This is a genomic window from Spongiibacter nanhainus (genome assembly GCF_016132545.1).
Lineage (GTDB): Bacteria > Pseudomonadota > Gammaproteobacteria > Pseudomonadales > Spongiibacteraceae > Spongiibacter > Spongiibacter nanhainus.
In genome coordinates this window covers 1,841,425-1,867,464 of record NZ_CP066167.1, presented here as the reverse complement: position 1 = coordinate 1,867,464, position 26,040 = coordinate 1,841,425, and the positions used below count along the sequence as shown (strand labels likewise).

29 protein-coding genes and 3 tRNA genes are annotated in these 26,040 nt (G+C 57.7%); 4 read left to right on the top strand and 28 right to left on the bottom strand.

Annotation, left to right across the window (positions count from 1 at the left end):
- Positions 1-5 precede the first annotated feature (5 nt).
- Both I6N98_RS08500 and I6N98_RS08495 read right to left on the bottom strand, forming a co-directional pair.
- Positions 6-779: an ABC transporter permease gene (locus tag I6N98_RS08500; protein WP_198571342.1), complete on the bottom strand. Its 774-nt coding sequence runs from the start codon at positions 777-779 to the stop codon at positions 6-8.
- A complete protein-coding gene (locus I6N98_RS08495) occupies positions 776-1,711 on the bottom strand; it encodes an ABC transporter ATP-binding protein (RefSeq protein WP_198571341.1) in 936 nt (311 codons plus the stop codon). Before I6N98_RS08495 ends, I6N98_RS08500 begins: the two co-directional genes overlap by 4 nt.
- Before the next feature lie 125 nt (positions 1,712-1,836).
- Here I6N98_RS08495 and I6N98_RS08490 point away from each other — a divergent pair, with 125 nt between their 5' ends.
- On the top strand, positions 1,837-2,244 hold the full coding sequence (locus I6N98_RS08490; protein WP_198571340.1) for a PA2817 family protein: 408 nt from the start codon (positions 1,837-1,839) through the stop codon (positions 2,242-2,244).
- Positions 2,245-2,697: 453 nt separating this feature from the next.
- On the opposite strand, the gene I6N98_RS08485 is transcribed toward I6N98_RS08490, so the two are convergent.
- From I6N98_RS08485 to msrB, 4 genes are all read right to left on the bottom strand, one after another.
- A tRNA-Gly gene (locus I6N98_RS08485) sits at positions 2,698-2,773 on the bottom strand.
- Between the two features lie 83 nt (positions 2,774-2,856).
- Positions 2,857-2,932 (bottom strand) — tRNA-Glu (locus I6N98_RS08480).
- A 248-nt stretch (positions 2,933-3,180) separates the two neighbouring features.
- Positions 3,181-3,256 (bottom strand) — tRNA-Glu (locus I6N98_RS08475).
- A 138-nt stretch (positions 3,257-3,394) separates the two neighbouring features.
- On the bottom strand, positions 3,395-3,796 hold the full coding sequence (msrB, locus tag I6N98_RS08470) for a peptide-methionine (R)-S-oxide reductase MsrB (protein WP_198571593.1): 402 nt from the start codon (positions 3,794-3,796) through the stop codon (positions 3,395-3,397).
- A 175-nt stretch (positions 3,797-3,971) separates the two neighbouring features.
- Between msrB and I6N98_RS08465 the strand changes: the two genes are divergently transcribed.
- The gene (locus I6N98_RS08465) at positions 3,972-5,204 is read left to right on the top strand and encodes a pyridoxal phosphate-dependent aminotransferase (protein ID WP_198571339.1); all 1,233 of its coding nucleotides are present in this window, start codon (positions 3,972-3,974) and stop codon (positions 5,202-5,204) included.
- 12 nt (positions 5,205-5,216) lie between these two features.
- On the opposite strand, the gene I6N98_RS08460 is transcribed toward I6N98_RS08465, so the two are convergent.
- From I6N98_RS08460 to I6N98_RS08435, 6 genes are read right to left on the bottom strand one after another with little or no spacing between them, the layout of a single operon-like run.
- Positions 5,217-6,146 carry a class I SAM-dependent methyltransferase gene (locus I6N98_RS08460; RefSeq protein ID WP_198571338.1) on the bottom strand — a complete coding sequence of 310 codons (930 nt, stop codon included), beginning with the start codon at positions 6,144-6,146 and terminating at the stop codon, positions 5,217-5,219.
- Entirely contained in the window at positions 6,133-7,296 is a 1,164-nt protein-coding gene (locus I6N98_RS08455; protein WP_232787517.1) for an ATP-NAD kinase family protein, read from the bottom strand. Before I6N98_RS08455 ends, I6N98_RS08460 begins: the two co-directional genes overlap by 14 nt.
- On the bottom strand, positions 7,293-8,420 hold the full coding sequence (locus I6N98_RS08450; RefSeq protein WP_198571337.1) for a 4-phosphoerythronate dehydrogenase: 1,128 nt from the start codon (positions 8,418-8,420) through the stop codon (positions 7,293-7,295). The genes I6N98_RS08455 and I6N98_RS08450 overlap by 4 nt, the downstream gene beginning before the upstream one ends.
- A 22-nt stretch (positions 8,421-8,442) precedes the next feature.
- Positions 8,443-9,384 carry a 5'-3' exonuclease gene (locus I6N98_RS08445; RefSeq protein WP_198571336.1) on the bottom strand — a complete coding sequence of 314 codons (942 nt, stop codon included), beginning with the start codon at positions 9,382-9,384 and terminating at the stop codon, positions 8,443-8,445.
- Positions 9,381-9,956: an elongation factor P hydroxylase gene (locus I6N98_RS08440; RefSeq protein WP_198571335.1), complete on the bottom strand. Its 576-nt coding sequence runs from the start codon at positions 9,954-9,956 to the stop codon at positions 9,381-9,383. The genes I6N98_RS08445 and I6N98_RS08440 overlap by 4 nt, the downstream gene beginning before the upstream one ends.
- Positions 9,949-10,458 (bottom strand): gamma-glutamylcyclotransferase family protein, encoded by a 510-nt coding sequence (locus I6N98_RS08435; RefSeq protein WP_198571334.1) that lies wholly within the window; start codon positions 10,456-10,458, stop codon positions 9,949-9,951. The genes I6N98_RS08440 and I6N98_RS08435 overlap by 8 nt, the downstream gene beginning before the upstream one ends.
- A 125-nt stretch (positions 10,459-10,583) precedes the next feature.
- Here I6N98_RS08435 and I6N98_RS08430 point away from each other — a divergent pair, with 125 nt between their 5' ends.
- Positions 10,584-11,282, top strand: a complete 699-nt coding sequence (locus I6N98_RS08430; protein ID WP_198571333.1) for a hypothetical protein — start codon at positions 10,584-10,586, stop codon at positions 11,280-11,282.
- 50 nt (positions 11,283-11,332) lie between these two features.
- Here the strand turns inward: I6N98_RS08430 and tusA are convergent, their stop codons facing one another.
- The 3 genes from tusA to I6N98_RS08415 are packed head-to-tail and all read right to left on the bottom strand — an operon-like array spanning position 11,333 to position 12,172.
- Positions 11,333-11,566, bottom strand: coding sequence for a sulfurtransferase TusA (tusA, locus tag I6N98_RS08425; RefSeq protein WP_198571332.1), 234 nt, complete (start codon positions 11,564-11,566; stop codon positions 11,333-11,335).
- A gap of 59 nt (positions 11,567-11,625) precedes the next feature.
- Complete coding sequence (locus I6N98_RS08420) at positions 11,626-11,844, bottom strand: YheU family protein (protein ID WP_198571331.1); 219 nt, start codon at positions 11,842-11,844, stop codon at positions 11,626-11,628.
- 10 nt (positions 11,845-11,854) lie between these two features.
- Entirely contained in the window at positions 11,855-12,172 is a 318-nt protein-coding gene (locus I6N98_RS08415; protein WP_198571330.1) for an MTH1187 family thiamine-binding protein, read from the bottom strand.
- 145 nt (positions 12,173-12,317) lie between these two features.
- Here I6N98_RS08415 and I6N98_RS08410 point away from each other — a divergent pair, with 145 nt between their 5' ends.
- The gene (locus tag I6N98_RS08410) at positions 12,318-12,848 is read left to right on the top strand and encodes a glycine cleavage system transcriptional repressor (RefSeq protein ID WP_198571329.1); all 531 of its coding nucleotides are present in this window, start codon (positions 12,318-12,320) and stop codon (positions 12,846-12,848) included.
- A gap of 23 nt (positions 12,849-12,871) precedes the next feature.
- Here the strand turns inward: I6N98_RS08410 and I6N98_RS08405 are convergent, their stop codons facing one another.
- From I6N98_RS08405 to sucC, 13 genes are all read right to left on the bottom strand, one after another.
- The gene (locus I6N98_RS08405) at positions 12,872-13,087 is read right to left on the bottom strand and encodes a hypothetical protein (RefSeq protein WP_198571328.1); all 216 of its coding nucleotides are present in this window, start codon (positions 13,085-13,087) and stop codon (positions 12,872-12,874) included.
- Between the two features lie 40 nt (positions 13,088-13,127).
- A complete protein-coding gene (locus tag I6N98_RS08400) occupies positions 13,128-13,574 on the bottom strand; it encodes a hypothetical protein (RefSeq protein WP_198571327.1) in 447 nt (148 codons plus the stop codon).
- 47 nt (positions 13,575-13,621) lie between these two features.
- Positions 13,622-14,812, bottom strand: a complete 1,191-nt coding sequence (locus I6N98_RS08395) for an MFS transporter (protein ID WP_198571326.1) — start codon at positions 14,810-14,812, stop codon at positions 13,622-13,624.
- Positions 14,813-14,821: 9 nt separating this feature from the next.
- The gene (gene aroC / locus I6N98_RS08390; protein ID WP_198571325.1) at positions 14,822-15,916 is read right to left on the bottom strand and encodes a chorismate synthase; all 1,095 of its coding nucleotides are present in this window, start codon (positions 15,914-15,916) and stop codon (positions 14,822-14,824) included.
- 67 nt (positions 15,917-15,983) lie between these two features.
- Positions 15,984-16,883, bottom strand: a complete 900-nt coding sequence (gene prmB / locus I6N98_RS08385) for a 50S ribosomal protein L3 N(5)-glutamine methyltransferase (protein ID WP_420496990.1) — start codon at positions 16,881-16,883, stop codon at positions 15,984-15,986.
- Between the two features lie 67 nt (positions 16,884-16,950).
- Positions 16,951-17,790, bottom strand: coding sequence for an alpha/beta fold hydrolase (locus I6N98_RS08380; protein ID WP_198571323.1), 840 nt, complete (start codon positions 17,788-17,790; stop codon positions 16,951-16,953).
- 13 nt (positions 17,791-17,803) lie between these two features.
- The gene (sixA, locus tag I6N98_RS08375; RefSeq protein ID WP_198571322.1) at positions 17,804-18,280 is read right to left on the bottom strand and encodes a phosphohistidine phosphatase SixA; all 477 of its coding nucleotides are present in this window, start codon (positions 18,278-18,280) and stop codon (positions 17,804-17,806) included.
- Positions 18,281-18,289: 9 nt separating this feature from the next.
- Positions 18,290-19,309 (bottom strand): NAD(P)H-dependent glycerol-3-phosphate dehydrogenase, encoded by a 1,020-nt coding sequence (locus tag I6N98_RS08370; RefSeq protein ID WP_198571321.1) that lies wholly within the window; start codon positions 19,307-19,309, stop codon positions 18,290-18,292.
- A gap of 86 nt (positions 19,310-19,395) precedes the next feature.
- A complete protein-coding gene (htpG, locus tag I6N98_RS08365) occupies positions 19,396-21,309 on the bottom strand; it encodes a molecular chaperone HtpG (protein ID WP_198571320.1) in 1,914 nt (637 codons plus the stop codon).
- A gap of 119 nt (positions 21,310-21,428) precedes the next feature.
- Complete coding sequence (locus I6N98_RS08360) at positions 21,429-23,087, bottom strand: acyl-CoA dehydrogenase family protein (protein WP_198571319.1); 1,659 nt, start codon at positions 23,085-23,087, stop codon at positions 21,429-21,431.
- Between the two features lie 30 nt (positions 23,088-23,117).
- Complete coding sequence (locus I6N98_RS08355) at positions 23,118-23,723, bottom strand: TetR/AcrR family transcriptional regulator (protein ID WP_198571318.1); 606 nt, start codon at positions 23,721-23,723, stop codon at positions 23,118-23,120.
- A 142-nt stretch (positions 23,724-23,865) separates the two neighbouring features.
- Entirely contained in the window at positions 23,866-24,738 is an 873-nt protein-coding gene (sucD, locus tag I6N98_RS08350; RefSeq protein ID WP_198571317.1) for a succinate--CoA ligase subunit alpha, read from the bottom strand.
- On the bottom strand, positions 24,738-25,904 hold the full coding sequence (gene sucC, locus I6N98_RS08345) for an ADP-forming succinate--CoA ligase subunit beta (protein WP_198571316.1): 1,167 nt from the start codon (positions 25,902-25,904) through the stop codon (positions 24,738-24,740). The genes sucD and sucC overlap by 1 nt, the downstream gene beginning before the upstream one ends.
- Positions 25,905-26,040 lie beyond the last annotated feature (136 nt).

The window sequence follows — 26,040 nt, the reverse complement described above, 5'->3', positions numbered from 1 at the left end:
TCCGGCTACTGGCGGAGCCGTGTGCCACTGTTAAGTAGATGCATGCAGTAACCATAAGCCAGCATCGTGAATGCCCCCACCATCAAAAAGGCAAAGCCCACATTCACATCCGACACCCCTAAAACGCCATAGCGGAAGGCGTTTACGATATAAAGCATGGGGTTGAGCCGCGACACGTTGGCCCAGAACTCAGGCAGCAAATCGATCGAATAGAACACGCCGCCCAGGTAAGTCAGGGGCGTCAATACAAACACCGGGACGATAGAGACATCGTCAAAATTATTGGCATAGACCGCATTGATAAAGCCAGCCAGTGAAAACATCACTGAGGTTAAAGCAACAATGCCGATGGTGATGCCCAGGTGCTGGATATGCAGTTTGGTAAAGAACAGCGACAACAGAGTCACGATCAGCCCCACTAACAAGCCACGGGATACGCCACCCACCACATAGCCCCACAACACCGTGTTATTGGACATCGGCGACACCAGTATCTCCTCAACAAAGCGCTGGAACTTGGCGCCAAAAAAAGACGACACCACATTGGAATAGGCATTGGTGATCACCGACATCATAATCAGCCCCGGCACCACAAACTCCATGTAGCTGAAGCCGCCCATTTGACCAATGCGGGAGCCAATCAACGCGCCGAAGATAATAAAGTACAGCGACATGGTGATTGCCGGTGGCAACAGCGTCTGCATCCAGATGCGCAAAAAGCGTCGCACTTCTTTGCGGACAATGGTGATAAAGGCAATCCACTGTTCATTAAATGTCATAGTGAGCCACCGCCCTCGCCGTTTTTCTCCAGAAGCGAAACAAATAACTCTTCCAGACGATTTGCTTTATTGCGCATACTGCTGATCACCAAGCCCTGCCGATTCAATTGCTCAAAAACTTCGTTCAGCGACGAGCCTTTCTCCAGCGCCACTTCCAATGAATGTTCGTCCCGGCGCAAACACTCAAATCCCGGAATGGAGATATCCTCAGGCAGGGACTCTTTCACATCGAGAATAAACACCTCTCGGTGCAGCTGTTTCAGCAGCGCCTTCATGGTGGTGTTTTCGATGATTTCGCCCTTATCGATGATGGCGATATTGCGGCACAGGCTCTCCGCCTCTTCCAAATAGTGGGTAGTGAGAATAATCGTGGTGCCCTGGCGGTTGATCTCAGTGAGAAACTGCCACATGGATCGGCGCAATTCGATATCGACGCCAGCCGTGGGCTCGTCGAGGATCAGCAGACGCGGCTCGTGAACCAAAGCCCGGGCAATCATCAGGCGGCGCTTCATACCGCCAGACAACATCCGCGCCGCGGTATGGCGCTTGTCCCACAAATCCAGCTGGCGAAGATAACGCTCCGCCCGCTCCTGAGCCACACTGCGGCTCAAACCGTAGTAACCCGCCTGATTGACGACGATGTCCCAGACCGGTTCAAAGTTGGAAAAATTAAACTCCTGGGGCACGATGCCAATGGCCTTTTTCGCCAAGGCCAGCTCGTCATCAATGGAGTGTCCGAATACTTTGACTTCGCCCGCCGTTTTCTTAACCAGCGAGCAAATAATACCAATGGTGGTAGATTTTCCCGCGCCGTTGGGGCCCAGCAAGGCAAAGAAATCTCCCTCGGCAACATTGAGGTCAACCCCCTTAAGGGCCTCAAAGCCATTGTCGTAGCTTTTCCTTAAACCCTGAATCTCGAGGGCTTTCGTCATGGTACTCCTCTGGTCCCAAACCCGGGACGCACTTACCTGGCAAATGAGTGGACAAAAACGGCGCTTATTTTGCCACGGAGTGGAATCGAATACACTGGCCGCCAGACAAACATACGGGAGGCCCTGTGAATCCGCGACTCGACTACTTCGCCACGCTGTTGGACAACTTGATCGATCACTGCCAAAAAACCCTGGCTGGCGACCCTCTGCACAGCCAGGAGGCCGCCGACGGACTCATGGACACACTTCGGCAGTGCCAGTCGGAGCTGCAGTCGGGCGGCGACTATCCCGCCCTCGGCCAGCAATTAATTGGCACCATCGTCACCCATTTCCCCGACATCATGCCCTCGGTACACCGGGACCTGCTGTGGTGCTTTGGCGGCGAGTGTCTGCACTTTCTTGGCGACGAGGAACTGGAGCGTTATCAGGCTTTGGAAGACCGTTACTTTCTGGACTCACCAGAGCAAAGCACCCAAGCCCATGACGGTAATCGCTACCGTGATTTGCGGGCACAAGTGTTCGGGATGCACTGAGCTTGTACGGATAACGTCCCTATCTGATTTAAATAGAAAGGAAAAAGACTCAGGACGTTGAGAACACGGCGCCCTCAATCTCGGCAAAGTGGGCTGTTTTTGCGCAACAAATGACTTGGGGGTGTTGCAGAGATTGGAGCGGGAAAGGGTTTCGAACCGGCGAGACTCGCCGTCCACCCTCAACCTCGGCAAGGTTGGCTGTTTCTGCGCAACAAATGACTTGGGAGGTGTTTTAGAGATTGGAGCGGGAAGCTGTTTCGAACCGGCGAGACTCGCCGTCCGCCCTCAACCTCGGCAAGGTTGGCTATTACTGCGCAACAAATGACTTGGGAGGTGTTGTAGAGATTGGAGCGGGAAACCGGGTTCGAACCGGCGAGACTCGCCGTCCGCCCTCAACCTCGGCAAGGTTGGCTATTTCTGCGCAACAAATGACTTGGGAGGTGTTTTAGAGATTGGAGCGGGAAACCGGGTTCGAACCGGCGACCTCAACCTTGGCAAGGTTGCGCTCTACCAACTGAGCTATTCCCGCTTGGGACTCCGACCTGGGCCGGATGCAAACTCTGCTTCGCCTCAGAGTTTGTTGCAACTCGACTGCGCCGAGTGGCGAATAAATGGCGTCCCCTAGGGGACTCGAACCCCTGTTACTGCCGTGAAAGGGCAGTGTCCTAGGCCACTAGACGAAGGGGACGCTGCAAACTTCTCTGCCTGATTTCACCTTGCGGTTTGACCGGGCTGCGAAAAGAGGCGGCAATTTTAGAGGCAGTGTGTTGAGCCGTCAAGGCCAATTTCCTGCGAATTTTCGCTTCTTTACGCTTGTTTAACTGCAGTGAAAAACGCCTGACCTACAGCCCTTTCCACATGGAGGTATTGTGCTAGCCAAAAGACTTGCTAACCCCGTTACCGGCGCGACTTGCGTTGCCACCAGCCAAAAATAAATGGCGTCCCCTAGGGGACTCGAACCCCTGTTACTGCCGTGAAAGGGCAGTGTCCTAGGCCACTAGACGAAGGGGACGCCGCAACACTTTCAAACGAATCATCACTGAATAGCGACGTCCCGTTGCAAAGTGGCGCGAATTTTAGGGAGGCGACCTAGCTACGTCAAGCCGTAAGGTGCTGTTTATTGCAATTTTTTGTCAATCACGGACTCGCGTCACTCCGCGTCACGCTTTTCCAGCTTTAGCGACAGTGAGTTGATGCAGTAGCGCAGCCCCGTGGGTGCAGGTCCATCGTTGAAAACGTGGCCAAGGTGGGCGTCACAGCGGGCGCAAGTCACCTCCTCTCGCAACATGCCGTGACTAGTATCACGGTGGCCGGCTACCACCTCGTTGTCGATGGGCTGATAAAAGCTGGGCCAGCCCGAACCGGAGTCGTACTTGGTCTCAGAGTCAAACAGCGGCTCACCGCAGCAGCGACAACGATACACCCCAGCTGCCTTCTCATTGTAGTACTCGCCGGTAAACGCCCTCTCCGTGCCCTTTTCCCGGCACACGTGGTATTCCTCGTCGCTTAAAAGTTCCCGCCACTGGGCTGGGGTTTTCGCGATTTTTTCCATCATTTTCTCTCCACTTATAAGCGTTTGGGGACGTATAATGATAATGAGCTTGCGGTTTGAACACGCGGGACGCCATTTTAGGTCGCGGCGTATTGGTCACTACCGATACTACCGCCTGGCGCCCCATGAGACGATACCGCAGCGATCGCCAACGTAATTACAGTAGACAGATGCCATGCGCCCTTTCAACAAGTCCGACAAACTCGCCAATGTATGTTACGACATTCGGGGTCCTGTCCTGCGTCGAGCGAACGAGCTGGAGGACGAAGGCCATCGCATTCTCAAACTGAATATAGGCAACCCCGCTCCCTTTGGATTCAACGCCCCGGACGAAATCATCCAGGATGTGATCCATATGCTTCCCGAGAGCGAGGGTTACAGCGACTCCAAGGGCCTCTACTCCGCCCGCAAAGCGGTGATGCAGGAGTGCCAGAAAATCGGCATTCCGGGTGTTGAAGTCAACGATATTTACCTGGGCAACGGCGCCAGTGAACTGATCACCATGGCCACCCAGGCCCTGCTCAACTTTGGCGACGAGGTGTTAATACCGGCGCCGGACTATCCGCTTTGGACCGCCGTGGTCTCCCTGAGTGGCGCAACGCCGGTGCATTATCTGTGCGACGAGGATAACGGCTGGCAACCCTCCGTCGAGGACATCTGCGGCAAAATCACCGAGCGCACCAAGGCGATTGTCATTATCAACCCCAACAACCCCACCGGGGCGGTTTACAGCCGAGAGCTGTTGCAGCAACTGGTGGATATCGCCGAAAAACACAACCTGGTTATCTTTGCCGACGAAATCTACAGCAAAATTCTTTACGACGATGCCGTCCACGTGCCGTTGGGCAGTCTGCCCGGCGATGTGTTGTGTCTGACCTTTAACGGCCTCTCCAAGGCCTATCGCCTGGCTGGCTTCCGCAGCGGTTGGATGATTGTCTCCGGCGCCAAGGACCGTGCCACGGACTATATAGAGGGTCTTAACATCCTCTCCTCCATGCGCTTGTGCGCCAATGTGCCGGCCCAGCACGCCATTCAAACGGCACTGGGTGGTTACCAGTCCATCAATGAGCTCATACTCCCCGGCGGCCGCCTGTTGGAGCAGCGGGATCTGGCCTGGGAGATGCTCAATGCCATTCCCGGTGTCAGCTGCAGCAAGCCCGCCGGCGCTATTTACATGTTCCCCAGGCTGGACCCTGAGGTCTATCCGGTTCACGACGACGAACAACTGGTGCTGGATCTCCTCAACCAGGAGAAAATCCTACTGGTGCAGGGCACCGGCTTTAACTGGCCCCACCCGGATCACGTGCGCATAGTCTTCCTGCCCAACAAGATTGATATGGAAGATGCGATTGATCGCTTCGCCAATTTCTTACGGGGTTACCGCAAGCAGCTCCAGGCGGTTAGCTAGGGCCTGTTCACACTAATTGCAGCGCTGAAAGTGCAATACCTTCAGCGCCCGGTCCGGGTCTCGGTCGGGAAAATCCGCCCGGGCCGGCAGGCGTTCAACAAATTCCAAATCCGGAGCATTGGCCGCTAACACCTCCCTTAGAAACGCCTCTCCCAGATAGGGGGCGTTCAGGCAGGCCAGCACACTGCCTTGGGGCGCAAGCATATCGCTCAAACGGCGCACCAGCCGGGGGTAATCTTTCTCTGCATCAAAACTTCCCGCCTGGCGGGACGGTGGATCACAGATAATCACATCGTAGGGTCCCAGGCGCCGAAGCTTGCCCCAGGAGCGAAAGATATCGTGACCGAGAAAGGTAGTGCCCTCTTTGCCATCGAGGTCATTCAGGCGATGGTTGTCCCGGCCCTGGCGCATTGCCGAGCGACTCATATCGATATTGACCACCGATGACGCGCCCGCTGACATCGCCGCCACCGAAAACGCGCAGGTATAGGCAAACAAATTCAGAATCCGTTTGCCCTGTGCCCGCTGAGCCAGCCACTGCCGAGCAGGGCGCATATCCATAAAGTAACCGGGGTTTTGCCGCCCGCCCAGCGTTAACTGAAAGGCCAGTTGCCCTTCCCTGGCGATGGGGCTGACTGGCAGCTCACCCCATAACAACTCCAGGGGGGCGTGCCTATCGTAGCGATGCTGCACGGCCGCAACCTCGCAGTGGTCTTTCAGGGTATCCCGCAGCTGGGCTTTTATGCTCTCCCAAACCGCCGGCACAGCCCGCTTGTAAAGCACTACCCACAACACCGGAGCAAAATAATCGACCGTTAAAAACTCAAAGCCGGGATAACAATCGCCGCGGCCGTGAAACAGCCGCACCGCCTGTGGGCCCAAACGCTCCGGCCATTGCTCAGTACCAGCCTGAGCCGCAAAACCCGATTCAGTGGCCGTCATTTGTCGCTCCACAGCCCTCGACCCGGTACATCACTGCATCCCGATAGGCGGTGATGACGGGAATAAAACCGCTCCACTGTCGATCCAGCTCCGGATCGTTGCTGTCCAGCAGCAGTGGCCTGCCCTGGAGTTCGGCGAGTTTACTTTTGGTGGCCAGCACAATCAGGTTGTCCCGCCCTATTCTCCGCAGCAGTTCTGGGGTCAGCTGCTGATTGCCCCGCCCCAGTAAATGTCCCTGCCCCGGTATTACTGTGAGTACTGCCTTAACCGGCCCCTCCCAGTCATCCAATAGCGCCGCAATATCGGCAGCTGACAGGTCCTTGCCCTGCAATTGCTCATCGGCCACGGCGTCAAAGCCCAACAGTGTGTTATCCAGCCCTAACTGTGTCATCACCGCAGCGGTAGTACTGCCTGGGCCAATCAAATACAGGCAGTCCGGCTCCATGGTTTCGATCAGGTCATCGGCGATTTCCGCCAACACCAGGGACTCCACTTCCCGCCCACTGTCTTTGACCCGCTGCAAAAACTGACCGAAACGAGGCACCCAAAGCTCACCGTAGTGGCGGGCCCTGACCTGCCCTCGGCGGAAGGCGGATTCGTCGATATCCCTGACCTCCTCTTCGCCGATATCCACCAATTGCCCATTGATCAACGCCGTAACAAGCTCTGCCGCCGACTCGGGGCTAGTGGCATAGACACCGGAGTGCATTTTGACACCCGCAGGGATCCCCAACACCGGCAGAGATGTGCCCACCGCGCTACAAATATCCCGAGCCGTGCCATCGCCACCCACAAATAGTAATAGATCGACCCCGGCAGCTTGAATGGCCCTAGCCGCGGCGCCGGTATCAGCGGCTTCCGTCGCCCGGGGATTGGCCGGTGAACCCACCGGCAGGAAGGGGATTCCCACTTCCGCGGCTATATCGCCGGCCATTACCCCGTCGAAGCCGACAATTTCTAGCCGCCCGGGAAAGCGCTGCGTGAGCATGGCCAAGCTGCGCCGGCACCGTGGCAACGCCCGGGAGTCGGCGGCCTTTTCGCTATCACTCAGGTGATCACTGCCCTTCATCCCAAGCGGCCCACCCAGACCTGCCAAGGGGTTCACAATCAGGCCGAGCCGGAAAACAGTGGCGGAATTCATCGTCGTCATAAATTTGCAGTCGGTGTGGTGAGTGCCAGCAACAAATCCCGCTGCTGCTCGCTGAGTCCACCGGGGAAGTCGAAATCACACGCGGCCAGTTCTCGCCGCACCGGGTAGTCTTTACGAAGTCGATCAAAGCCCGCTGCCACATCCCCAGTTAAAATATGGCGAAAGCGCTGGTCGTCTTCCCGGACGTCATAAACACTGTGGATCAGCGACCGGATAAAATGAGCGCCCTCCCCGCTGGCGGGGACTTTGACCTCTGCCGAAGACTGGGAAAACACTGCCTCATCCAGCGATGCGCCCAGTTGTTGCGCCAATGCCCGGGCAATCATCACCGCACCGCGAATTTTGCCATCCAGGCTATACCCGGCGATATGAGGCGTGGCGATAGCGCACTGCTGGGCTAGGGAAAGATCAATCGCCGGTTCGTTTTCCCAGACATCCATGACCAGGGCAATATCTGGCCTCTGTTGCTTCAGCGACAGCAGCGCCTCGGTATCCAAAACCCCGCCCCGCCCGGCGTTGAGCAGCACACCGCCGGTATCGAGTCGAGTCAGATCCTCAACACCGAGCAGATGATAACTGGGGTGGGCGCCGTCTTTTACCAACGGAGCGTGACAACACAGCACCTGGCTGGCGGTAACGGCGTCCAGGTCGGTTAAATTGGGATCCAGGTCGTCTGGCATCCAGGGGTCGTAGGCGCGATAGGCAATGCCCAGCGCCGCCAAACAGCGGGCCACTTGCCGACCCACGTTGCCAAAACCGACAATCCCCACACAGCCCCCCGCCAGCAGATCCTCCAGCGTCGTGCCCAGCGCCGCCAGTGCACTGAGCACGTATTCCGCCACAGACTGAGCATTGCTGCCCGGCGCACTGCACACGGTAATACCCTGCTGCGCCAACCAGGGCAGATCCAGGTGGTCGACCCCTATGGTGGCGGTGCCCACAAACTTCACCCGGCTGCCGGCCAACAACGACGCATTTACCTGGGTGACGGAGCGCACTACCAGGGCATCGGCCTCTTGCACATCGCCATGGCCCAATGTGCGTCCGGCGAAGGGCACCACGTCTCCCAATTGCCCGAACAGTGTCTCGGCCAGGGGGATATTTTCATCGACCCAAATTTTCATCGCTTCTTCATCGCCTTTTCACTCACCGAAAGACCCCGGAATAGCGAGTTAACAAACCGTCGATCCACCTTCTAGAAAATCCCAATTCCCGCGCCAAATCTGAAAACCCCAGGGCATCACTGCCTGTGTAAGCGCCAACGGCACATTCCGCCGGTACAGCCACAGTATCCCGTAGGCGGGTCAGTTGCCGGTAGAGAAACACCTCCTCGCGGTGGGCCGCAAACTTGGCCGCCAGGCTGGCAGCCCCCCGAACCGGCAGCGAACTTACATCATCCAGATTGTTATATATATCTTCTAGGCTTCTGTATTTTTTAAAAATTTGCCTTGACGTCTTTTCCCCTACACCCGGTATACCGGGAATATCATCTACGCTATCGCCGCACACTGCCAGGTAATCTGCCAAGCGCCCGCAACACACGCCGTAGTGGGACTCCCATTGTCGACGAGACTGCGGCGCTTGCCCTCGGGTGCCTATGTCCCAGAGCTGATCCGTGTCGGCCTCCAGTATTTGCGCCAGATCTTTGTCTCGGGTGATGATGGTCACGGCTCGCTTCGCCTCTCGGGCCGCCCTCGCCGCGGTAGCCAGCAGGTCGTCGGCCTCGTAGTGGCTATCACTGAGGCAGCTCAAGCCAAGCACTTCGGCCATGCGCCGACAAGCGAGGAGTTGAAAGGCCAGCGCCTCGTCTGGGAGTGCTCGCCGGGATTTGTAGTGGGGATAGAGCTGCTCCCGAAACCCCTGGCCGAGGCTCTCGTCAAAGGCCACTACCAGATAGCGGGGTTGTACCTCGGCAAGTAGTGACAGCAGTGTCTGGGCAAAGCCCTCCACCGCATTGAGGGGATAGCCTTCGGGGCTGATAAAAGTGATCGGGCGAGCAAAATAAGCCCGAAAAATATAAATCGACGCGTCGAGGCCGTAGAAGCGATTATCGCCATCCTGCTCTGGGCTTGCGGTATGGGAAGTCACAGCACCAGCGACCTGAGATCAAAATCCATGGTATTTGCGCCCTCGCCGCGAAAGTGCTCCCTCAACGCAAGGTAAAAAACCTGAGCCCGGGGCGGCAGCCCCTCAGCGAGAAAACGCCGGGCCTGTTGCCATACCGCCAAACGGAAGGGAAAGGCGTCGACCGGCTCGCCACTGAGGTTGTCGATACTGACCTGGAACGCCAAGCCCACTGCCTGGCAGAAAAACCACTCGATCGCCTGGGGACGCGCCTCTACCTGCTCAAACAAGCGCTGAGCCTGCTGATCACGCCCGTCAGGCTGGTACCAATATCCGTAGTCCACCTGTAATCGTCGGCTCGAACCGGCAATACACCAGTGCGCGGCCTCGTGAAGGGCGCTGCGGGGATAGTCATGGCGATAGACTATCTGGTGTTTTTCAGCAAGGCACCGGCCGGGCTGGTAGAGGGGTTCATCCGCCCCACCGACAAGGCAGGTTCGGTAATCGGCACCGAAACAGCGGTTAAATACCGCTGAAATCTCGCTATCGAGCGCAATATCGACAATGTCCCGTGTAGCGAAGACCGACTCAGACATTGAAACGCAAGCCGTCATTGCTATCGTAGGTCGTATCGCTGTCTGGCGAAGGGCTGGCGGCTTGGGCGCGCAGCCTGGCCAGATACCCAGGGGACAAAAACGCTTCGCCGGCCAGCAGGTGTGCCAGGTAGCGCTCCTCTGGCAATAGGCTGTTGTTGATATAGGCTGGATTGGCCATATAGACCCACGCGGGCACCGGACGATTATCACACCATACATGCACGCACTCGCGGCTATAGCGCACTGGGGTGCCCTCGTAGACGTCCATACCCGCTACCGCGGCGGTATCGGCAAGCTGGTAGAGCACGCCCTCCACCACGGCACCACTGGCGGGGCGGATGTTGGCGTAGGCCACCTCCGGCCGGCTGTGGGACTGCTTGTTAAAACACAGCTCATAGCCGGGCAAATGGGCGCGGTGAGCCGAGCGAAAATGCAGCTCCCGAGCCTGCATCCGCGCCGGGTTCATATTAGAGCCGTAGGCAAAGTAAAACTGACTACTCACAAAACACTTGGCAATTGGTGAAATAAAGCGGTATTTTACCAGAAAGGGATATCGCAGTACCGGCTCTGCCCGCCGGCAAGAGTCGTCCCGCTGCGGTGGCCCGCCCGCTACGTGAGGAACTGTGTATGGCTCCACGTAAGTCCGGCCGGTCTTCGACTGCGAAGATTCTCCCCTTTCCCAGCCGTCCCTCCCGCAAGGACGAACGGCGCGTACTTCGACTCTCTCCAGAATACAGCGGTACCTGTCTGCTGTATGCCCACCACGTCCTCTCCAGGGACAAGTTATTTGCCATTAAAATCCTCTGCTGGGCCCGCCTGGCCAATGGCGATACGGTCGCCTTGGTGCCCTGGCTCAACGGCGTATCCCGCTGTATCGACCTGGACAACCCCGACAGCGGCCAGGCGATGGGCTACTACGACCCCCACTCCGAGGCCCGCTTTGATCAGCCACCCATTCAGCATGTTGCCGCACTGGATGCCCTGTCCGAGGTATTACCGCCCAGCAGCAAAGGCATTGCCGGCGCAGTGGTGCAGGAAATCCCCGACAATATCGGCAGCCACGCCGCACTGTTGATTGAACAACAGCAGGAGTTTGCGCTGGAACCGGTGGTCAGTTGGCGCCTGGATGAGCTCGGCAACATGGATGCCATGGTGGCGGATATGGACCGGGCCACCCAAACGCCGGTGCTGTCGCGGGATGACTGCCTGTATCCAGTGCGAGAACACCCTGGCTTTCGCTACTTCTTCCAGTATCACATCGCCAACCAGATCAAGGCCGGCGGCGTGATGGCGGCAAGGGCGATCAGTCAGTTGATTAAAACCTGAAATAGCTTGGGAGCCCACCCGCAGCCAGTCAGCGGGTCAGGGCTGTCCAATTACGCCTTGCGGACCAGATAGCGGTAGATATCGTCGCTTTCGGACTGCTCAATCAGTTCGTGGCCAAGAAAGTTGCAGAACTTGGGAATGTCCCGGGTAGTGGCGGGGTCGGTAGCGATTATCTCCAGTACCTCTCCCAACGCCATGTCGCGAATTTTGTTATGGAGCATCATCACCGGCTCAGGACAAAACAGGCCGCTGGTATCGAGTGTGTGGTCGCAGGTCTGGGACATAGGGCTGTGATCTTGTTTCTGGAGGCTCTATTTTGCGCGGGGAAGCGCGAATTACAAGGCTATTGTCTCGGCAATACCGCCCAGCTTTCCGACTCGGGATCAAAGGCGATAAAAGCTCGCCCCTCTTCCAGCGCTAAGCGCAGTTGGGCGACTTTGTCCTCAAAGCCCACCTCCTGCTCACCGTAGTCGGTGCCATCGCGGCTCACCAATTCTTCCAGCATGCCCTCAAAGGCGTCGGGGCTGAGTTTTTGCCAAGGGATTTCCAAATAATCGCTCATAGTCTCGTCGTTAGGCCTTGTTACCACTACTGTCCAGTGCCTGCTGGACGCTTTCCACTTTGTCCGCCAGCCCTTGATCCCGGTCTACCCGGGTGCCGAGTTTGAGGGTACTGCTCAAGCGCGGCGCGCCCATTTCGTGCAGGCGGGCATGGCAGCGCTTCACCGCATCCATCACTGTATCCCACTCACCTTCCAGGTTAGTGCCGTAGGCGTGTAGTACCGGCGACAGGCCCATAGCGGTAAAAATCCGCTGGCACTCTGCAATATACGGCGTCAGTGAGACATCAGTGCCGATGGGGATGACGCAAAAATCAACGTGTACTTTCATCGTCCACCACTCCTTTTCGTTGTCTCGATCGCGACTGGTGTGAGATCACCATCAATCCGTCATGGTACAGCCATTCCAGCAACGTGGCATTCGCGATCGTCTGGACATACACTTGCGCCATCAATAACGATTTCAAGGTGGCGAAGTGAATACATCTCTGGTTTTTACCTTTATTGGCGCCGACCGCCCCGGCCTGGTGGAATGCGTTGCCGAAGCCATAGCCCAGCACGGGGGCAGCTGGCAGGAGAGCCGCATGATCGAACTGGCCGGGCAATTTGCCGGTATTGCCCGGGTGCAGTTGCCCCAGCAGCAAGTGCCGACACTGCGCACTGCCCTGGAGGCTTTGGCGCAACAGGGACTGCAGGTCAGCTTTGCCGCGGATGAAGCTGCGGCGGATAGCCGTCCTGCCCGACAATCCGCCTTTCTCAAGCTTATCGGCAACGATCGCCCCGGCATTGTCCGGGAGGTGAGCCGGGCCCTGTTGCAGCGGGATATCAACGTGACTGAGATGAGTTCCAATATCTCCAGCGCGCCAATGACCGGGGAACCGCTGTTTGAAGCCAGCGTTGCTATCGATCTTCCCGCCGAGGGCGAACTGGGCAACCTGGAAGAAGCCTTGGATGCCATCGCCGAGGCACTGAACATCGAGATTGACCTGGATTCCCGGCCTCTTTAGCCGCGCTCGTCGCGACCAGTCGATCAGCGCCGTAACAGTTTGATCACGGTCACCAACAAGCCTGCTGCACAGGCGATGACCAGCACCCCGGCCACACACACTGCCAGGTAGGTCATCATGTCCTGCCAGGGCACATCAAAGCTATAGACCGCCGAGGTCACCAGCAACACAGTGGCCACCACTGACAGTACCGGGGTTCGGTAGCGTTTAATGCGCTGAAGCACGGGATGGGACATCACGGGGTACTCACTCCTGCTTATTTGCCCGGCGGGACAGAAATCAACTCAAGGCATCTTCTCGAAGCCATTCACAACGCAGGCGACCACCACCCTGACCGGGAGCGTGAAAATCCTCGTCGCAGTGCCAGACGAAGGTATGGCTACCGTTGAGCGCGGTCTGAAGATGTACGGTGGCGGAGACCCAGTACATATCGTGGAGCAAATCCTCGAATTGGCGAATCCAGTTGTCCCACTCGTGCTCAATGGCTTTATAAGAACTACCGAAGTGAATCACATCGGTCTGGCCATCGCCAAAGTCCACCGCAGAGAGCGGCTGGGAAAACATTTCCCGGCACAACAGCGGCCAGTCCTCCACCGAGGGCAGTGCCTGAGTGGCCTGATAGTTTTGCTGCCGACGCGCTTGCAACTCGCCGTCATCCAAGCCCCTGGGGCCGCCGACGAACAGCATATCGGTAATACACCCGTAGACCACGGAAGCCTGTGCCATGGTAATTTCCACCTCACTCTTAACCCGGCAATGCGATACGCGCCAATCTAACGTTGTTGACTGATCGTTCCAAGCTCTTCACCGCTCTCGCCATCGGGATTGTCAAAATACAACCAGGTGACCAGCCAGCCAAGACCACCGGCCAACGCGGCAATCACAAAACACCACAGCGGGCTCCAATCCCAGGCCACCCCACTGAATAGGGCCCCGGCGGCACCCCCAGCGCCAAAACTCAGGCCGCTGTACAAGGCCATACCCTGGCCGTGATGCCGGGGGAACCACTGCCGAATCACCTCCACCGCCGCAGCGTGACTGCTGCCAAAGCTGGCGGCGTGTAAACACTGCGCGACCACCAGCAGCAGTGTCGACTGGGCCACCAAGCCAATCATCAACCAGCGCAGCGCCGTTAGCGCCAGGCTCCACAGCAATATCTGGCGGAGGCTGAAACGCGCCAGCAAACGATGCATCACCAAAAAAATCAGCACCTCTGCCACCACCCCCAGGGACCACAACACCCCGATTATGGATTTGCTGTAGGAAAAGCTCTCCAGATAAATACTGAAGAAAGTGTAATAAGGGCCGTGGGAAAACTGCAGCAGAAAGGTCATGGCAAAAAACGCGATGACAGCCGGCCGCAGCAGTATTGCCCGAAGTGAACCCCGTGCCGGCCGCTCGTGGCTACCGGACTCCCGGGGTCGCTCAGCCACCAACAAACTGGCCAACCAGATACCCGTCAACAACAGGCTGATCATATACAACAGGTGGACAATGGGGTGGCGATCCAGCCAGGCCCCGACTCCCAACACCGCCACGATAAAGCCCACCGATCCCCATACCCGGATCAGAGAGTAGCGACCGTAGCGCCCCTGCAGGTGGGACAAGGTCAACACATCAAATTGAGACAGTACCGCGTTCCAGAAAAAGCTATAGGCCGCCACCACTGCCGCCAACCACCAGAAGTGATCTCCCAAATACACACCGGCAAAGGCAATGGTGGCCATAAAGGCCCCCAGCCTAATAATTCGGGTTCTGCAGTGGTAATGATCTGCCAACCAACCCCAGATGTTGGGCGCCACGACTTTGGTAACCATCACCACCGCCGACAGCACGCCGATTTGGGTGGAAGAAAAACCGAGGTCTTTTAGATACAGGGCCCAATAAGGCAACCATGTGCCTAGTAAGGCAAAGTAGAAAAAATAAAAGGACGACAACCGCCAGTAAGGAACCCCTGCAATCATAAAATCGGATTAATCCGACCCAGGTATGATGGGGGTGGCGGAGCTAACCTGGGCGTTTTGAGCGCGGTGACGCAACCAGTGATCCATCAGCACAATGGCGACCATAGCCTCGGCAATGGGCACCGCGCGAATGCCCACACAGGGGTCGTGACGACCGGTGGTGATCACATCCACCGGCTCGCCTTCCATATTAATGGTCTTGCCGGGAATTAGAATGCTGGAGGTCGGCTTTAAGGCCAGGTGGGCCACCAGGTCCTGGCCGCTGGAGATGCCCCCCAGCACGCCGCCGGCGTTGTTTGACGTAAAGCCCTCGGGGGTCAGTTCATCCCGGTGTTCGCTACCGCGGGCAGTGACAGCCTCGAAGCCGGCGCCAATTTCCACGCCTTTTACCGCATTGATGCCCATCAGCGCATGGGCGATATCCGCATCCAGGCGGTCGAATACTGGCTCGCCCAGGCCCGGCGGCATGCCGCTGGCCACCACCATCAGCTTGGCACCGATGGAGTCACCATCTTTGCGCAGCTTCTGCATGTACTCTTCCATCTGGGGAATACAATCGGCGTCGGGGCAAAAGAAAGGATTGCTTTCCACCAGCGACCAATCGACATTCTCCACCGCAATGGGACCCAGTTGAGTCAGGCATCCGCGAATGCTAATACCCTGGGCGGCGAGGAATTTCTTGGCAATGGCGCCAGCGGCCACCCGCATCGCCGTTTCCCGGGCCGAGGACCGACCGCCGCCACGGTAGTCACGGGTACCGTACTTTTGCTGGTAGCTATAATCGGCGTGCATGGGCCGAAAACGGTCTTTAATCTTGCTGTAATCCTTGGAGCGCTGATCCTGGTTTTCAATCACCAGTCCGATTGAAGTGCCGGTGGTTTTGCCTTCAAACACGCCGGAGAGAATTTTCACCTCGTCGGCCTCCCGGCGCTGGGTGGTATAGCGAGAGGTACCCGGCTTGCGGCGGTCCAGGTCTTTTTGCAGATCGGCAGTATCCAGCTCGATACCCGGAGGGCAACCGTCGACAATGGCGCCCAGGGCTGGGCCGTGACTTTCGCCAAAGGTGGTCACGGTAAACAATTTGCCGATGCTATTGCCTGACATAGTGGTTCCTGATCAAAAACACGGGATAAAAGCTGAGGGCGGATTATACGGCAAAGCGTGGTCGCCGTCAGAGCGATTCCAGCAGCTGCTCTCGGCTCAACACAAACACACCGTGACCGCCCCGCTCAAATTCCAGCCAGGTGAGCGGCAACTGCGGATAGGCGGCATCCAATGCCGGCCCGCTGTTGCCCACTTCCACCACCAGGACGCCGCCGGGGTTAAGGTGCTCAGCCGCTCCCGCCAAGATGCGATGGGCAATATCCAAGCCGTCGGCCCCTGCCGCCAGCCCCAGGGCCGGTTCCCGGCGGTACTCTTCCGGCATACTGGCCAGATCTTCTTCGTCTACGTAGGGCGGGTTAGAGACGATGAGGTCATAATGGCCGTCCAAACCCTCAAAGACGTCGGCGAGCCGGCTTGTCACCCTGCCCTGCAATTCGTGGCGGGCAATATTGATATCCGCCACGTTCAGCGCATCCCGGGAGATATCTGCCAGATCCACCTCGGCATCGGGGAAGGCATAGGCGCAGGCAATCCCTATACAGCCGGAGCCGGTGCAAAGGTCCAGAATCCGCCCTGGCTCAATACCGCTCAGCCAGGGTTCAAACCCATTTTCGATCAGCTCGGCTATCGGCGAACGCGGCACCAACACCCGCTCATCCACATAGAAAGACAGGTCGCAGAACCACGCTTCATGAGTCAGGTAGGCGGCGGGCACACGCTCGGCAATGCGGCGTTGAAACAGGGCCAGCACTGCGGTTTTTTCGCTATTGCAAAGGCGGGCATCCAGCAGGTGCGGCGGCGAGTCGATGGGGATGTCGGCGGCATGCAGGACCAGTCGCAGAGCTTCGTCATAGGCGTTGTCGGTGCCGTGACCAAAAAACAAACCGCCCCGGGCGAATTCGCTCATACCCCAGCGCACAAAGTCTCGAAGGGTATGCAATTGTTGACAGAGTTGTTGCTGATCCACTGGTGGCGCCCTATCCGTTAGCTGTTGGGGGCGCAGTGTACCCCAATCCGCAGACCGGTCCGATATGTCACTGCTGCAAAAACGCCCGGATCGCCTCGCTGATTGCCGCCGCGCCCTCGTCCATATGCAAATGGTGACCCCCGGCAACAGAAAATATGCTGAGATTGTGCTGATAGCCATCCAGCATAGTGGCGAGACGCGGGCCAAAGCCTTGCTCGGCCAACACCATTAGACCAGGGCAGGTCACGCCTTCCACCAGAGCGCGCCACTGGGCGTCGGTGAACTTGACCGGTGAAGCCATGGGCAGGCGGCGATCACTGCGCCAGCGGTAACGACCATCCTCCCCCTTAAGGGTGCCGCGCTCGACTATACGCCGGGCCGACTCCGGGAGCATGGGCATGGCTCGGCAGCGCGCGGCTATGGCGTCCTCCAGGCTGGCGTAGGAGGCCGTTTTGGAGGGCGCGCTGGCGTAGTCCCGCAGGTACTTGCCCATCTGCTTGCCAACATCGGCGTCCGGCACACCCTCCGACACGAGGCCGTCGATACACACCAGGTGGCTGATTCTCTCCGGCAGGGATGCCGCCAGCAAAGTGGACATCATCGCTCCCCGGGAGTGACCGATCAGCGCAAACCTAGGCCAATCCATAAGGTCGGCAATAGCCACAATGCTGCGCAGGTCATCCCAGATAGCGTAGCTACCGGAGGCCGGCTTGTGCTCACTTAAGCCGTGCCCGGACAGATCGGGTGCCAGGAGTTGAACATGGCCGATCAGGCCCTCGCCCAGCGCCTCAAAACTGGCGGCATTATCCAGCCAGCCGTGAACGGCGATGGCGGGTATTCCGCTTTCACCGTGCAGGCGGGCGGCAATGGACAAACCGTCGACGGTAAAACGCAGATCCCGAGCCACGATCGCTATCGCCTCAGCGACCGTTGTGGTCGTAATTGGGGAAGTGACGCAGCCACTGTAAATTGCCACAACCCGCGGCAAACACCTCGCCTTCCAGCAGTGCCATACTGGCTGTCTCCAGCCCCCAATAGCGTTGACTGTCGCCCTGCCAACGGGCGATGGCATTGGTCAACAGCGGATTGTGGCCAATCAGCATCAGGCGCTCGCCTTTAAAGGTGGCCATCATGGCTTCCAGCTCGTCCAGTTCACTGTCCGGTGTCAAACTGGCCTTGGCCCGTTGGGGTAGCTGCCAGTCGCGGTTGATGATGGCAGCGGTCTGCTGGGCCCGGCGATAGGGACTGACCCAGATTTGGTCAGGTCTCCAGCCGCTTTCAGCAAGCCACTGGGCAGCGCCGGCCACCTCGCTCTCACCACGAGGCGTGAGCTCTCGTTCCATGTCCGTTTTGGCCTGCCAGGACGCCTGGCCGTGGCGCAATAAAAGAATTTCCATATATCCTGCTCAGGCCTTTAAGGAAAAAGCGACATCGCGATTTTGTTCCGCCCACATCATGTTGCCGATGACCTCGTCGATGCTGCGACCGTTGTAGATAATGTCGTATAAACCGTTCACCAGCGGCATGTAAATGCCCAGCTCTTCAGATTGTTTCTTAAGCAGCTTTAGGGTGTTAACACCCTCCGCCACTTGCCCCAGCTCAGCCACTACCTCGTCAAGATTCTTACCCTCGCCCAAGGCATAGCCCACGCGGTAGTTGCGGCTGAGCGGCGAGGTACAGGTGGCAAACAAATCCCCTACCCCGGCCAAGCCTAAGAAGGTCAGTGGATCGGCGCCTTTGGTTACGGCGTAGCGGCTCATCTCCGCCAAGCTGCGGGTGATCAGCATACTGATGGTGTTATATCCGACGTCAAGAGCGGCGGCGAGCCCCGCGACAATGGCATAGACGTTCTTCAGGGCCCCCGCCAATTCTACTCCATAGATATCGTTGCCGGCGTAGACCCGAAAGTAACCGCACTGCAACAGATCCTGAATAGTGGCGTTCAGATCCTCATCCTCACTGGCAATGACCGTACCGGTAATACTCCGAGCCGCCAGCTCCTTGGCCAGATTGGGGCCGCTCATTACGCCGATGCGAGCCTGGGGAATCTCTTCCCGCAGCACCTCACTCATTAACTGATTGCTATCGCTCTCAATGCCCTTGGTGGTGCTGATCAGCATGGTTCCAGCGGCAATCAGTGGAGACAGCTGCTTCGCCACTTCCCGGCAGGATTTGCTGGGCACGGATACAAACACCACATCGCAACCCGAGACCGCCTCAGCCAGATCGGCACTGGCCCGCAAGGCCGGGTTCAGGGGGATATCCGGCAGGTAATCCTGATTGCTGTGATTGCTGTTGACCTCTTCGACCCGGTCAGTGTTGCGCATCCACAGGCACACGGGATAACCGTTATCGGCGACGATATTGGCGATGGCTGTGCCAAAGCTGCCGCCGCCGATCACGGCGACGCGATGTTGTTGCGACATGGGTTTCCCTCAGCAGGCTATTAACAGGAGTCTATCAAACCCCAATAAAAAAGGCGGCCTAAGCCGCCTTTACATAGGTTAGCGCGTTAGGCACTGAGCTCAAGCAACAGCTTGTTGAGCTTGTGCACATAGTCAGCGGGATTATCCAGCTGCGCCCCTTCGGCAAGGTGAGCCTGGTTAAAGAGAATGTCGGCGAGATCGGCAAAGCGGTCCTCGTCTGGCTCCTTATCCAGCTTTTGCACCAGCGGGTGTTCAGGATTGAGCTCAAAAATGGGCTTGCTCTCTGGCAGAGCTTGGCCGGCGGCTTCCAGAATGCGGCGCATTTGCGCGCCCATATCGTGCTCTCCCACCACCAGACAGGCCGGAGAACTGGTCAGGCGGCTGGTGACGCGTACTTCTTCGACACGCTCGCCCAACGCCTTGGTGACGCGCTCCACCAGGTCTTTGTGCTCTTCGGCCAGTTCTTCTTTGGCCTTCTTGTCCTCTTCATCTTCCAGCTCGCCGAGGTCGAGTTGGCCGCGCCCCACATCCTGGAGTTGTTTGCCATCAAACTCGCCCAAGTGGTTCATCAACCAGTCGTCGACCCGGTCGGAGAGCAACAAGACTTCGATACCCTTCTTGCGGAACACTTCCAGGTGAGGACTGTTGGCAGCGGTTTTGTGATTCTCGCCCACCACGTAGTAGATCTTGGTTTGGCCCTCTTTCATGCGGCCCACGTAGTCTTCCAGTGAGTGGGTCTGCTCTGCCTTGTCATCCACTGAAGTGGCAAAACGCAGCAACTTGGCGATTTTCTCTTTGTTGCTAAAGTCTTCCGCCGGCCCTTCTTTGAGCACCTGGCCAAAGGCCTTCCAGAAAGTCTGGTATTTTTCGCTGTCGTTCTTGGCCAGCTTGGACAGCATATCCAACACCCGTTTGGTCAGCGCGGATTTCATGGCATCCACTGCCGGGTCTTGCTGGAGAATTTCCCGGGATACATTCAGGGACAGGTCATTGGAATCCACCACCCCTTTGACGAAGCGCAGGTAAAGCGGCAGAAACTGCTCCGCTTCGTCCATGATAAAGGTACGCTGTACGTAGAGCTTCAGGCCGCGAGCGGCGTCGCGGTTCCACATATCCATCGGCGGTGTCGCGGGCAGATAAAGCAGCGAGGTGTACTCCAGCTTGCCTTCAACCTTGTTGTGACTCCAGGTCAGCGGTTCACTGAAATCGTGGCTGATGTGCTTGTAGAACTCTTTATACTCGTCGTCGCTAACCTCGGTGCGGGGGCGAGTCCACAGCGCGGTGGCGGAATTGACCGCTTCAAACTCGGGGGCGGCCTCTTCCTGCTTGTCTTCCTCATCATTGCTCGGCGATGCCGGTTTCTGCATCTCTACCGGAATACTGATGTGGTCAGAGTATTTTTTAATGATGCTGCGTATACGCCAATCGTCGGCAAACTCTTTATCGTCGTCACGCAGGTGCAGCACCACTTCGGTACCCCGGGCATCGCGCTGGCAGTCTTCAACGGTAAAGTCGCTCTCGCCGGTTGAGGTCCAATGCACACCTTGGTCAGCGGGCGCGCCAGCCCGGCGGGTGAAGACTTCCACTTTGTCGGCGACGATAAAGGCGGAATAGAAACCCACGCCAAACTGGCCGATCAGCTGGGAGTCTTTTTTGCTGTCGCCGCTGAGGTTCTTCAGGAACTCGGCCGTGCCGGAACGGGCGATGGTGCCCAGGTTATTGATCACTTCGTCCCGGGACATGCCAATACCGTTATCGGCAATGGTCAGTGTGCCGGCGTCCTTGTCGACCGTAACTCGCACCCTGATGTTGGGATCATCCTCAAACAGCGTGTCATCCTTCAGGGCTTCAAAGCGCAGTTTGTCGGCGGCGTCAGAGGCATTCGATACCAGCTCCCGGAGAAAGATCTCCTTGTTGCTGTACATCGAATGGATCATCAATTGCAGGAGCTGCTTGGCTTCGGTTTGAAAGCCTAAGGTTTCTTTTTCTGCTGTGGACATGGTTCCTACCCGTTTTGTTGCTGAGATAGTCTCCGCCCTGCCGGCGGCGACTCTGTTACGGATAGGGAGATGGGGGCAGCGGCGAATATTTCAAGCACCACTGCCCCCAAACGACGGGCTCAGTTGAGGATACGGTCGACGATGGCGGCGCAGTCAGCAGAATCTGGCAGACAACCGTAAACGCCATGGGGTTCGCTAAGACGGCTGGCGATAAAAGCCTCGGCCACTTTCGGCGCGCCGTGCTGTAGCAACATGGCGGACTGAAAGCACAGCGAAAGCTGCGATACCCAGCGACGGGCACGGAATTCCAGGGTGCCGGGATTGGCAAATGCGCCTTTTAACTGTTCGACGGCGCGGTCCAGCCCAGGGTCATCGCCGCGACTGATGGCGATTTCAGCAAACCAGCGCTCCAGCACTTCAGGGGTTTTCGACAGAGCTCGCAGCACATCCAAGGCCTGGATATTCCCGGAGCCTTCCCAGATGGCATTGATGGGCGCCTCCCGGTAAAGCCGCGGCATCGGGCAGTTCTCAATAACACCGTTGCCGCCCAGGCACTCCATGGCCTCGTAGGCATGGCCCGGAGTGCGCTTGCAGATCCAGAATTTGCCCACCGCGCTGCCGAGGCGCAGCAGCAGTTGCTCCTCGGCATTGTCACGCTGATCCAGAGCGGCGGCCATGCGCATGGTGATCGCCAGAGAGCCCTCAACTTCAAGTTGCAAGTCAGCCAGCACATTGCGCATCAGCGGCTGATCGATCAGCGCTTTACCGAAGGCGTGACGCTGACGGGCGTGATGACAGGCCTGGGCCACCGCGTAGCGCTGCCCTCCTGAGGACCCCACCATGCAATCAAAACGGGTCAAGGCCACCATTTCGATAATCGCGGGCACACCCCGGCCCTCTTCCCCCACCATCCAGGCTTCGGCGTTGCGCAATTCCACCTCAGAGGAGGCGTTGGAGCGATTGCCCATTTTGTCTTTGAGACGTTGAACAAACAGGCTGTTTTTGCGGCCATCCAATCGCCAGCGGGGCACCAGAAAGCAACTCAGCCCCCCTTCCGCCTGGGCCAGCATCAAAAAGCCATCGCACATTGGTGCCGACAAAAACCATTTGTGGCCAGTGATCTCGTAGAGCTCTCCCGGCCCTCTGGCGCCTCTTCCCCGGGCCACCGAGGTATTAGCCCGCACGTCCGAACCGCCCTGTTTTTCGGTCATGCCCATACCAATGGTCAATGACGACTTTTCATACCAGGGCTTGTTATCGGGCTCGTAGTCATTGTTCAGCACCCTGGGCAACCACTGCTCCGCCACCGACGGCGTGAGCTTAAGGGTCGGCACTGAGGCAAAGGTCATGGTCAAGGGGCATCCGTGACCGGCTTCCACCTGGCTTTGCATGTAGCTGTAGGCGGCGCGAACCACATTAGCGCCATTTCCTGGCTGTACCCAGGGCAAGGAGTGGATGCCCTCCTGCAGGGCCATCTGCATGAGTTGATGGTAAGCCGGGTGAAAACGGACCTCATCGACTCGATGGCCAAAGCGATCGTGGCTGTTGAACTGGGGGTGGAAGTCATTGGCATCGGCGCCCAAGGCTAGAGTTTCCGCCTTACCACAGCGTTCCCCGTAGGTGCGCAGACGCGGCTGAGCCGCCCAACCGCCATGACTTTTCACCGCTTCCTGCAAGGCGATATCGGCGTCAAACATGTTGAAGTTTTCCAGCGCCGTTGCCTGATTAAAGACCTCGTGTGTGGCCGTGTTTTCAATATCTTGGTCGCTAAGTGCCATGGCTGCTCTCCTCCTGCTATTCGAGAACGTTCAGTCGAGCTTAGAGTGTCCGAGCGCCCGAAGGCACAGGCTCTCTAGCTCGGCAATCAATAATTGGGGTTGCTCGGGATGCTTCAGCGGGCCCAATAGGCTCTCGGCCATGGCACCCACCAGGGCGGCGGCGGCAAAACTTGGGTAGCGGCTGACGAACTGCCCGGCGCGAACACCCTCGTCGATGACCGCCGCAAACAATTCGGTATAACGCTGCCGATAACGCAAACGGGCCCGGTCGACAGACGAATCAACGGGCTCGGCGATCAGCGCCCAGGCAAACTCCGGGGCGGCAAAGGCGCGCTCGGCAAAATTGCGCACGGCATCGGCCAAGCGCTCGGCAGGTGGAGCCCGGCGACCCAGTGCTTCTTCCACCGCCGCCACCTCTCGCTCGGTCGCCGACTGGAAGACCGCTGCAGCCAGCGCTTCTTTGTTAGGGAAATAGCGGTATACCGTCCCCACTGCCATGCCGGAGCTATTCGCCACCGCCTGCATGGTTAAGGCCGCAAAGCCCCCGTCTCGAACCAGGGCCTCGGCGCTGCGCAACAAGCTCTGATGCCGCGCCTGCTTGCGATCCAGTACCTGTTGGGTCTCACGATAAGCCATCGTCTGTGAACACCTGAACAACAATAAAATGAATCATAGTTCATTTTTTAGAGGAAAGCGACTGCCCAAGCGTCAAAGAGCAGGCATAAAAAAAGGCAGCCGAAGCTGCCTTTTTTGACTAATGAAGTCGTGTCCGCTGGGCTTACCAGCCGGTCACTTCCTTCAGGCCGTCGCCGATTTGCGCCAGTGAACGCACGGTTTTCACACCGGCATCCTGGAGGGCGGCAAATTTCTCGTCGGCGGTGCCTTTACCACCAGAGATGATCGCACCGGCGTGGCCCATGCGCTTGCCAGGAGGCGCAGTCACACCCGCAATGTAAGACACAACCGGCTTAGTGACGTGCTCCTTGATGTAGGCAGCGGCCTCTTCCTCGGCGGTACCGCCGATCTCACCGATCATGACGATGGCTTCTGTCGCGGGATCTTTCTCGAACAGCGCCAGAATGTCGATGAAGTTAGAACCCGGGATCGGGTCACCACCAATGCCCACACAGGTGGACTGGCCGAAGCCGTAATCAGTGGTTTGCTTGACCGCTTCGTAGGTCAGAGTACCGGAGCGGGACACGATGCCCACTTTGCCGGGCAAATGGATGTGACCGGGCATGATGCCGATCTTGCACTCGCCTGGGGTGATCACGCCGGGGCAGTTAGGACCAATCAGGCGCACACCCAGTTCGTCACATTTCACTTTGCACTGCAGCATGTCCATAACGGGAATGTGCTCAGTGATGCAGACGATCAGTTTGATGCCGGCGTTGGCCGCTTCCAGGATGGAGTCTTTACAGAACGGTGCCGGTACGTATATCACAGAGGCTTCTGCGCCAGTCTTTTCTACCGCTTCGCTAACCGTGTTGAAAACCGGCAGACCCAGGTGCTCAGTGCCGCCTTTGCCTGGGGTTACACCGCCAACCATTTGCGTACCGTAGGCAATCGCCTGCTCGGAGTGGAAGGTACCCTGGCCGCCAGTGAAGCCCTGACAGATAACCTTGGTGTCTTTATTGATCAGAATAGCCATTATTTACCCTCCGCTGCTTTAACAGCCTGTTGGGCTGCGTCGGTCAGACTGGTTGCTGCAATGATGTCGAGACCGGACTCAGACAGCAGTTTAGAACCCAGCTCGGCATTGTTGCCTTCCAGGCGTACGACAACAGGAACGTTGACGCCAACTTCTTTAACGGCACCAATGATCCCTTCGGCGATCAGGTCACAGCGCACGATGCCGCCGAAAATGTTGACCAGAACCGCTTTCACGTTGCTGTCTTCAAGAATGATCTTGAACGCTTCGGTAACACGCTCTTTGGTCGCGCCGCCACCTACGTCCAGGAAGTTGGCGGGGAAACCGCCGTGGAGGGATACGATATCCATAGTACCCATGGCCAGGCCTGCACCGTTGACCATGCAACCGATGTTGCCGGTCAGCGCCACGTAGTTCAGGTCCCACTCAGCGGCGCGGGCTTCGCGCTCGTCTTCCTGTGAGGGATCCTGCATGGCTTGCAGGTCTTTGTGGCGATAGGTGGCATTGCCGTCGATAACGACTTTGGCATCCAAGCAGTGCAGATTGCCTTCTTCGGTGATAACCAGCGGGTTAATTTCCAGCAGCGCCAGATCTTTTTCTTCAAAAAGCTTGGCTAAGCCCATGAAAATATTAACAAACTGCTTAACCTGAGTACCGTTCAGGCCCAGTTTAAACGCCAGCTCGCGGCCTTGGTAAGGCTGCGCACCCGTCAGCGGGTCAACGGTGGCCTTGAGAATTTTCTCGGGAGTCTCTTCCGCTACTTTCTCGATTTCAACGCCGCCTTCGGTGGAGGCCATGAAAACGATGCGACGGGTGGAGCGGTCAACAACCGCGCCCAGGTAGAGTTCCTGATCGATATCGGTGCAGGACTCCACCAGAATTTTAGAAACCGGCTGACCGTTTTCATCTGTCTGATAGGTCACCAGGTTTTTGCCCAGCCACTGCTCGGCAAAGGCTTTGATCTCGTCGGTGCTGCTAACCAGCTTAACACCACCCGCTTTACCGCGGCCGCCGGCGTGAACCTGGGCTTTTACCACCCATTTGTCGCCGCCGATCTTCGCCGCCGCTTCTGCGGCCTCTTCCGGGGTATCACAGGCATAGCCTTTAGATACAGGCAGCCCGTATTCAGCAAACAGCTGTTTGCCCTGGTACTCGTGAAGGTTCATGTTGGATTTACCATTTTGGTCTGTGGAAGTGTTAAGCGGGGTGATCCCTGTCAGTGAATGTCCCGCTCCCTTTGCACATTGCGGTAGGCCGCAAAATTCGGGACCGTATTTTCCCGAATTTGGCGGCCCACCGCAA